The sequence below is a fragment of the Pseudoalteromonas sp. ND6B genome, from assembly GCF_000764215.1.
Lineage (GTDB): Bacteria > Pseudomonadota > Gammaproteobacteria > Enterobacterales > Alteromonadaceae > Pseudoalteromonas > Pseudoalteromonas tetraodonis.
The window spans coordinates 1-7864 of record NZ_JQFL01000075.1 but is presented as its reverse complement, the minus strand read 5'-3'; the positions used below and the strand labels follow the sequence as shown (position 1 = coordinate 7864).

Annotated in this window: 7 protein-coding genes and 1 riboswitch; of the genes, 4 read left to right on the top strand and 3 right to left on the bottom strand. The window is 38.5% G+C overall.

The annotated features are described in order from the left end of the window. The 3 genes from ND6B_RS02915 to ND6B_RS0119465 form a co-directional block, all read left to right on the top strand. Nucleotides 1–714 (top strand): IS256 family transposase (locus ND6B_RS02915; RefSeq protein WP_033102931.1); only part of this gene is annotated, 714 nt, incomplete at its 5' end. An 89-nt stretch (nucleotides 715–803) separates the two neighbouring features. Then, nucleotides 804–2270 (top strand): methyl-accepting chemotaxis protein, encoded by a 1467-nt coding sequence (locus ND6B_RS02920; RefSeq protein WP_024601071.1) that lies wholly within the window; start codon nucleotides 804–806, stop codon nucleotides 2268–2270. Then, the gene (locus ND6B_RS0119465) at nucleotides 2254–2778 is read left to right on the top strand and encodes a DUF6436 domain-containing protein (RefSeq protein WP_033104126.1); all 525 of its coding nucleotides are present in this window, start codon (nucleotides 2254–2256) and stop codon (nucleotides 2776–2778) included. Before ND6B_RS02920 ends, ND6B_RS0119465 begins: the two co-directional genes overlap by 17 nt. A gap of 106 nt (nucleotides 2779–2884) precedes the next feature. On the opposite strand, the gene ND6B_RS02925 is transcribed toward ND6B_RS0119465, so the two are convergent. Further along, entirely contained in the window at nucleotides 2885–3442 is a 558-nt protein-coding gene (locus tag ND6B_RS02925; protein WP_013463089.1) for a TMEM165/GDT1 family protein, read from the bottom strand. Nucleotides 3443–3525: 83 nt separating this feature from the next. Further along, nucleotides 3526–3628: riboswitch (yybP-ykoY riboswitch) on the bottom strand. Between the two features lie 177 nt (nucleotides 3629–3805). Here ND6B_RS02925 and ND6B_RS02930 point away from each other — a divergent pair. After that, complete coding sequence (locus ND6B_RS02930; RefSeq protein ID WP_013463090.1) at nucleotides 3806–4117, top strand: hypothetical protein; 312 nt, start codon at nucleotides 3806–3808, stop codon at nucleotides 4115–4117. Nucleotides 4118–4212: 95 nt separating this feature from the next. Here the strand turns inward: ND6B_RS02930 and ND6B_RS02935 are convergent, their stop codons facing one another. Beyond that, nucleotides 4213–5838, bottom strand: a complete 1626-nt coding sequence (locus tag ND6B_RS02935) for a methyl-accepting chemotaxis protein (protein WP_033104125.1) — start codon at nucleotides 5836–5838, stop codon at nucleotides 4213–4215. A 446-nt stretch (nucleotides 5839–6284) separates the two neighbouring features. Continuing rightward, nucleotides 6285–7727: an IS1182 family transposase gene (locus ND6B_RS02940; RefSeq protein WP_013465392.1), complete on the bottom strand. Its 1443-nt coding sequence runs from the start codon at nucleotides 7725–7727 to the stop codon at nucleotides 6285–6287. Nucleotides 7728–7864: the final 137 nt, after the last annotated feature.

Genomic DNA, 7864 nt, shown 5'->3' with positions numbered 1-7864 from the left:
ATTCATTATAAGATTAAAGAAAATGGGCGCTACGTGAGTAAGGCTATTTATACCGTACTAGGTGTCAATATCGAGGGCCGCAAAGAGTTACTTGGTTTATATATCTCTGAAAGTGAAGGGGCTAACTATTGGCTATCAGTATTAACAGATTTACATAATCGTGGTGTATCCGATATTTTAATTGCCTGTGTTGATGGACTAAAAGGCTTCCCTGAAGCAATAGCAACAATCTATCCTGACGCCGAAGTGCAGGAGTGCGTTATTCATCAAATTCGTAATTCGATGAAGTATGTTGCTTCAAAGCACCAAAAAGAGTTTATGGCTGACTTGAAACCCGTTTATAAGGCAGCCACTAAAGATGCAGCAGAAGCCGCTCTCGCCGAATTAGATGCCAAATGGGGCAAGTTATACCCTATCGTTATCGAGTCTTGGCGTCGTAAGTGGGGCAATCTGTCGGTTTACTTCAAGTATCCAGATTACGTGCGTAAAGCTATTTATACCACAAATGCAATTGAAGCTGTACATCGCCAGTTTAGACGACTCACCAAGACTAAGGGAGCATTCCCTAATGAAAACAGCTTGATGAAATTATTGTATGCAGGCATATTGAATGCCTCGAAGAAATGGACAATGCCAATCCATAATTGGAATCTGACATTGTCGCAATTGGCCATCCACTTCGAAGGTAGGTTAGATGGTGTGCTAGATATTTAGCAACTTAGGCTGACACAGAATTCTGAACGCCCTCGTTTAAATATCAGCTGAACGTGTTTAAATTAGAACACAATTAATTTAAGGTTTTTATGTCTAGTGTAAGTCGGTTATTCACAATTATTTTTAGTCTTTTGTTTATTGAGTCTATAGGTATTGGTCTTTATTTTGGCACCCTGACAGAAGCATTTCTTGTCGGCTTACCGTTATGTTTGCTCCCCATTTGGCTTTTAAAAACCCAACCCGATAGCAAAATGACACCGCATGTTGTTGCGGCTGCAATTATGATGTTTTCATTTTTACATATTCAACAAGCCTATGGCCTTATTGAAGTGCATTTCGAAATATTCATTTTCTTAGCCATGCTAATAATGTTCATAGAGTGGCGAGTGTTTATTACCGCTATTGTGTTTGTAGCTATACACCATTTATCTTTTTACTATTTGCAAACACAAAATACTGGTTTTTACGTATTTGATCCAGACCGACTCGCCTTTTCAACAGTGCTTATTCACGCAGCGTATGCCATTGTGGAAGCGCTTGTAGCTGGTTTTATTGCCGTAACATTAAATCGCGAACGCCGTGCGGGTCTATCGTTAAGTTATGCCACAGAGCAAATAATGCAAGATCCAAATCAAGTTAAGCTTTCTATGCGAGCAGATGACACAACAAGCAAAGCGGTAGTTGGTTTTAATACTTTGCTTGAGTACTTATCAGATGTGATTAAGCAAGTTCAAGTTCAGTCAGACTCTTTAAAAAATAACTCTAAAGAGCTTATTCATGTTCATGATGAGTTAGCCAATAGCGCGCAGCAACGAAACGCGCAAACAGATGATATTGCTAATTCAGGCGCACAAGTTGCGCATGGTTTTAAGTTAGTTGAACAAGAAAGCGATACTTTAAAACAACAAGTTAATAGCATTACTGAATCAGCCAATGTTGCGCTGGAAGAAGTATTACAAACCGACAGAAAAAGCACCGAGCTACTCACCTTGTTAACAAACACTGAAGAGCAGTTAAGCCATTTAGTGGCCGCTGGGGATGTTATTACTAGTTTACTCAATGAAATTTCAGGCATAGCCGACCAAACTAATTTATTAGCCCTTAATGCTGCAATAGAGGCCGCACGAGCGGGTGAGCATGGCCGAGGGTTTGCTGTTGTTGCCGATGAAGTACGCTCGCTTGCAAATAGCAGCCAAGCAACAACAACCAAAATAGCGTCTACGCTTACTGATCTGGTAAATAATAGTCGCACGTCAACTCAGTCGATGAATCAATGTGTAGAATTTGTGGTTGATTTAACAAAAATAAGCGCAACGATGAAAGAGAATATTTCGTCAATGAGTGATCAAATTCAAGCGGTATCTGCCAGCACTAACTCAGTAGCTCAAGTGGTTGCCGAACAGGCTGGAAATACAGAGCAAATAGCAATGAGTACAGATCAAATGCGCCAAAACCAGTATCAAGAGACTAAAATAGTTGAGCAGTTAACGGCTAAAGTGCAGCTGATAGACGTAAGTATTGATGTATTAGAGCAAAGTATTGCAAAATTTAAGTAAGTCTCGTTATTTCACCATTAGCTTAGTTTGTATATGGCTTGCTTTTGTTGTGTCGGCACTTGTTTACTTTCAGCTAGGGCAGCTAAAGCCCTTTGATGAGGGTAATATGCTTAAACAGCAAAACTGGTTTTCGCAATTTAAAAACCAAGTACTGTGGCAAAACAAAGACAGTGCTCAACTTGTGATTATTACGCAAGAAAATTGCGGCTGTACAATTCAAGCACAGCCTCATTTATCAGCCCTGCAACGCTTTGCTACAAACCAAGGTGTTGAAGTGCAAAATTTTGTATTAAATAATGAGTTAAAGTCAGTGGTCCCTGCCACACCTGCCGCCGTTTTAATTGATAAAAATGGTGAGTTTGTTTATGCAGGGCCTTTATCTGAAGGGCTGGCATGCTCTCAAGGTAGTGGCTTTGTGGAAACCGTTATTAGTAATTTACAGGCCGGATTTAACTCATCATTATTAATAGCGGATACAAAAGGCTGCTATTGTGTAAATAACGCCTAAATCATATACCCTTATATAAAAAGCGCTTACGACTAACTTGTATAAAAGTAGCTAAGCGCTTTTTATTGTTTAACGATTAAAGAGTGATTTAAACGTTATTTAATCATTATATAGTCACTAAACCATAAATACCCAACAGTACAAAAACACTGGCTGCTATCGCTCTTACGGTATTTAATGGAATTCTTTTTAGTAACGCCTTACCGGCATAAATAACAGGGACATTGGCAATTAACATGCCTACTGTAGTACCCACCGTAACCCAAAGTACTGATTGATATTGTGCACCGAGCAACACGGTTGCAATTTGTGTTTTGTCCCCAATTTCAGCAATAAAAAATAAGATTAAGGCCACTAAAAATGCACCATAGCGGTCGTATTTATGGCTCACTTCTTCATCTTTATCTGGAATAAGTAGCCACAGCCCTACCACAATAAAGCTTATATTGACTATCCAAGGTAAGTATTCGACGGCAAAGTTCCCGCTTAGCCAATCACCAAACCATGCAGATAAACCATGATTAATAATAGTAGCAGCGAGAATGCCTAAAATAAGTGCAATTTTATTATGAAAGCGAGCAGCTAATAGTAAAGATAAAAGCTGGGTTTTATCGCCTATTTCAGCAAGGGCAACAGTGACGGTAGAGGTTAAAAAAATATCCATTAATATAATCTTCAGGCGGGAATACTAAACCAAGGCAAACAGCTATCTCCCGCCATGAGGATAGTGTCTACCTAGGTCTCGCCGATAACGCTTGCTACAACATTACAAACTTACCATGCACATGAGGTGCAATTATGTTGATAAGTTTACTCATTACTGAGCGGGCTACTCCCCTAAGAGGGCAGCTATTATTCCACAAAGTTTAAAGCAGGTAAATATATGCGGGTAACTTTTAAATTTAAAGGTGGCTTTGTGGCGTTAGTGCACAAATAAACTTGTTTTTGGCTATCAAGTTAGCTGTAATAATAAACAGAAGGAAGTTGAACAATTTGAAATTATATGCACGTGTAAAGGAATTTAAATATGCAATCAACAGTCGTTAAATCAACAATGGCAACCATTCAAAATGGAGTTATGAAAGCGGACGGAAAGTTTTGGATTACGCAAACTGACTTAAATTTTGAACCTTTTAATGAAAAATTAGGGTTAGAACCATATACAATTGCCCGTGATACAATTTTAAAAGTGGTTGAATGTAAAGGCAAAGGCGCAGGCCTTGTTCCAATAACAGCTGATGCGATAGAGGTTTTCACGCAAGATGGCAGCTCGTATCAGTTTATACTCTCAAACCCCAGTGATTGGATAAATATATTGTCAAATCAAACTAGTGCTTAAAGTAACAAGCATGCCATCAATTAATAATTTTAATTGATGGCAAATAAGGCTTTCATTTAAGGTATAACTCCTAACATGCGGCAAAATGAAAGTACCTAAACTTTAAATACATTAACTTGCCCTTGTAGCATTGCCGCAAGCTGTGCGAGTTCTTGCGATGCCTGTGCATTTTGCTGTGAGCTTTCGCTAACCGACGTGATACTCGCGCTAAACTCATTAATATTACTGCTTAGCTCATTTGCGACCATTTTTTGCTCCTGAGTTGCGGTTGATATTTGAGTATTCATATCTGCAATTTCAGTAACTTCACGGTTAATTTCGCTGAGCACCTGCGAAGAATAATTAGCATGGTCAACACTCTCTTTAGCGCTGCTTTCAGCGTTACCCATGGCATTAACAGCTTGCTGAGCCATGCCTTGTAGTTTAGTGATCATTTCATTAATGCTAGCGGTTGCCTTTTGAGTATTGTGAGCAAGTTGCCTTACCTCATCGGCTACAACGGCAAAACCACGACCAGAATCGCCAGCTCTTGCTGCTTCAATAGCTGCATTTAAAGCTAACAAGTTAGTTTGCTCAGCAACGCTTTGAATCATCATAACAACTTGGTTTATATCATTGGTTTGTGTATTTAGATCTGTGATGAGCTGCGTATTAGTATTAACTAAAGTTGAAAGCGTATTTATTGACTCTATATTATCAGCAACAGCTTGTTGCCCTTGGACTGCCTTAATGTCGGCACTTGTTGCCTTGTCGGAGGTTGTTTGCGCGTTTTGAGCAACTTGTTCTATTGCACTGCTCATTTGAGTAATTGCAGTTGCAATCATAGCCGATTGTTGCTCTTGCTGCGTTGCTGTACTGGCAACCTGAATACTAATAGAGTTCATTTCTTCAGCTGCAGAGGCAAGTGTCAGCGTTGCGCCTGCCATATCTTTTACTAAACCTTGGATCCGAAGTAGCATATCATTAAAGTTAGATGCGGTATCTGCAATCTCATCCTTACCTTGAACCTCAGCACGAGCTGTTAAATCAGCATTGGTCGCAATGTGCGTTATGGTATCGCGTAATGACATTAATGGATTTTGTATCGAGGAATAAATAAAGTAAGCAACAATCAGTAACAGTAAAATCAATATCGCGATTGTCACACTCATTATCAATTTTATAAATTGATAATTCTCATCAGCTTTAACTTTAAAATCATTTGCTTCTTTAAGTTGTAAATTAATTAAAGCTTGGTAGCTGGCACTCAGCGGATCAAATAATTGGTAAAGCTCATAAACAAATTGCTTTTGTGGGATTAGTAAAAACTCACCACTATTAATACTTACAATTAAATTATTTAAGTGCGTAAGCACGGGCTGTAGTTTACTTTCTACATTGTCTACTAAGCGCTTCTCTTCAGCTGTTAGCTGTGTGCTCAGGTAGGCTTTCCATTCATCATCAGCCGTATTTCTAGCATCATTAATATTAGCTAAAAGCGCTGATTTGGTAATAGACTCAGCACGATACTTGTGAAGTAAGTCAACAATATTTACAGCGTAATTATCAGACACATGTTTAATTTGCTTAAGTGGTACGACACGATCGTCGTATAAACTATCAATCCCTGCTACTAACCTTCCCATTGTGTTTATTGAAAAAAACGATGTAATTAAAAAAATCATAATTGGTAGCAATGCAAGCACGGCTAAACGGGTACGCACAGAATAATTGTTTAACATAGTTATCCAAAATTACAGCAATAATAAAAAAGTATAATATGGATAAAAAATTTTACTGAATTTTTATATGAAAATTATTCAGGGTTTATAATTCTTGCGCTTTAAGTTAATAACTCAAGTCTCATTTCAAAAAGCTTTTACTCGCATAATCCAATCAATCTTTATTATTGTTACTGCAGATAGGGAGGTAGGTAATCTTGTCATTTTTTGCAAAACGCCAAGCAAATTATGTGTGATTGAACTGCGCTTAGAGCGAGAAGCAGACGGTCAGGTAAACTCGTTTTTGGACAAAAATGAGTTATGACGAATGCGTGCTTTGTGCCCAGACTGTGTAAAAACTAATTTTTAATAAATTGTCTTGGGTATGTTCTTAGTTTAAAACCATCTAGGATGGTTGCGATCGATTTTTTCTCAGTATCACAATTTTCTCCGCGCGAGCGAAACTGCTATAGCAACGCTACTCTAATCGCTTTACTTAGACCATTAACTCCCATAATTGTGAGCATTCTTCTGAAGTTGTAAGCCAGAACATGAAGACTTATTTCTGTACTCACGCTTTTTAAACCTCGTGTTAGTAAGTGGGTAGCTCCCATCCAGAGTTTAATTGTGCCAAAGGGGTGCTCAACAGTTTGCTTGCGATGAAGCATCAATTCAGGTTCATTCTTTAGCTTTTGAAGCATTTCTTCTGTCAGAATCTCATGCACCCACCGCCTTATTCGCCTAGGGTCTTTTTTAGAGTTAGTGCACTGACTTCTTATTTTACAATCTCGACAAGCAATGTGATTGAAGTAAACATCAAGGTATTTACCTTGCTCAAATACCTGCATTCGATTTTGAAGTTCATTACCAGCGGGGCATAAGTAAATATCTTTATTTGCATCGTATTTGAAGAGTGAGCGGTTAAATATCCCTTTCTTTTCAGAGGACGATGTATCCGTCTTGGGCATGATTGGCTCTGCACCCAAATCGATAGTATCTTTTATATCGGGCTGACTGAAGTAACCTTTATCTGCTAATACCCTTATATCTTCCTTGCGCAATGCTTTTTGTGCGAGTTTTGTCATTGACGCAAGCTGGCCTCTATCTGGCACGTTGGTCACCTCATGCGCCACTATAAGGTGGTGCTTGGTATCAACCGCACTTTGCACGTTATAACTCACAACTCTTGTAAAACCTTGAGTTTTCATTAAACGTGAATCAGGATCAGTAGTGGATATTTGCTTGTCAGGATGAGCTTCAACTTGTTCTTTAATCTCGTGTAGTTTTTTTAACTGGCTGCGAAAGTCAGCTAGCCTATCTTTTGTGGCTTTAATTTTTGTGACGTTAGCTTGCTCTTTATCGGCTTCATCAAGTAATTCAAGGTAACGTTCAATGTTCTTTTCGACTCGGTCGATGTGGAATTTAACTTTGCTTGGCGTAAAATTATTGCCTTTGTTGTTGCTAGCTTTAAACTTACTACCATCGATGGCAACAACTGGTTTCTCAAACATATTCAGACGACGGCAGACTTCAACAAACGTTTTGCACACATTTTTTATACCATCTCCGTTGTCTTTTCTAAAATCAGCAATCGTTTTAAAGTCGGGTGCCAATTTACCAAGTAGCCACATCAGTTCAATATTGCGTTGGCATTCGGTTTCTAATCGGCGGGATGATTGAATACGGTTGAGGTAACCATAAAGATACAGTTTTAATAATGTGGCAGGATGATACTTAGGGCGGCCTGTGGACTTTAAAGTTAATCCTTTAAACCCCAATTCAGCTAGATTTAGTTCCTCAATGAAAACATCAATCACTCTGACCGTATTATCTTCACTGACGTAATCTTCCAACGATTCTGGAAATAACGTTGATTGGTCACGACTTTCACCGCTTATAAACTTTGACATACTGCCTCAACCCTCAACTGAATCAATAGTCTAATTATATAAATATCAGTATATTAAGTGAACTAAATGTATAGATTAATAGATCATAAGCAGAACATACTTAGACCAAAAGGTGATCAGAGTTTTCACACAGTCTG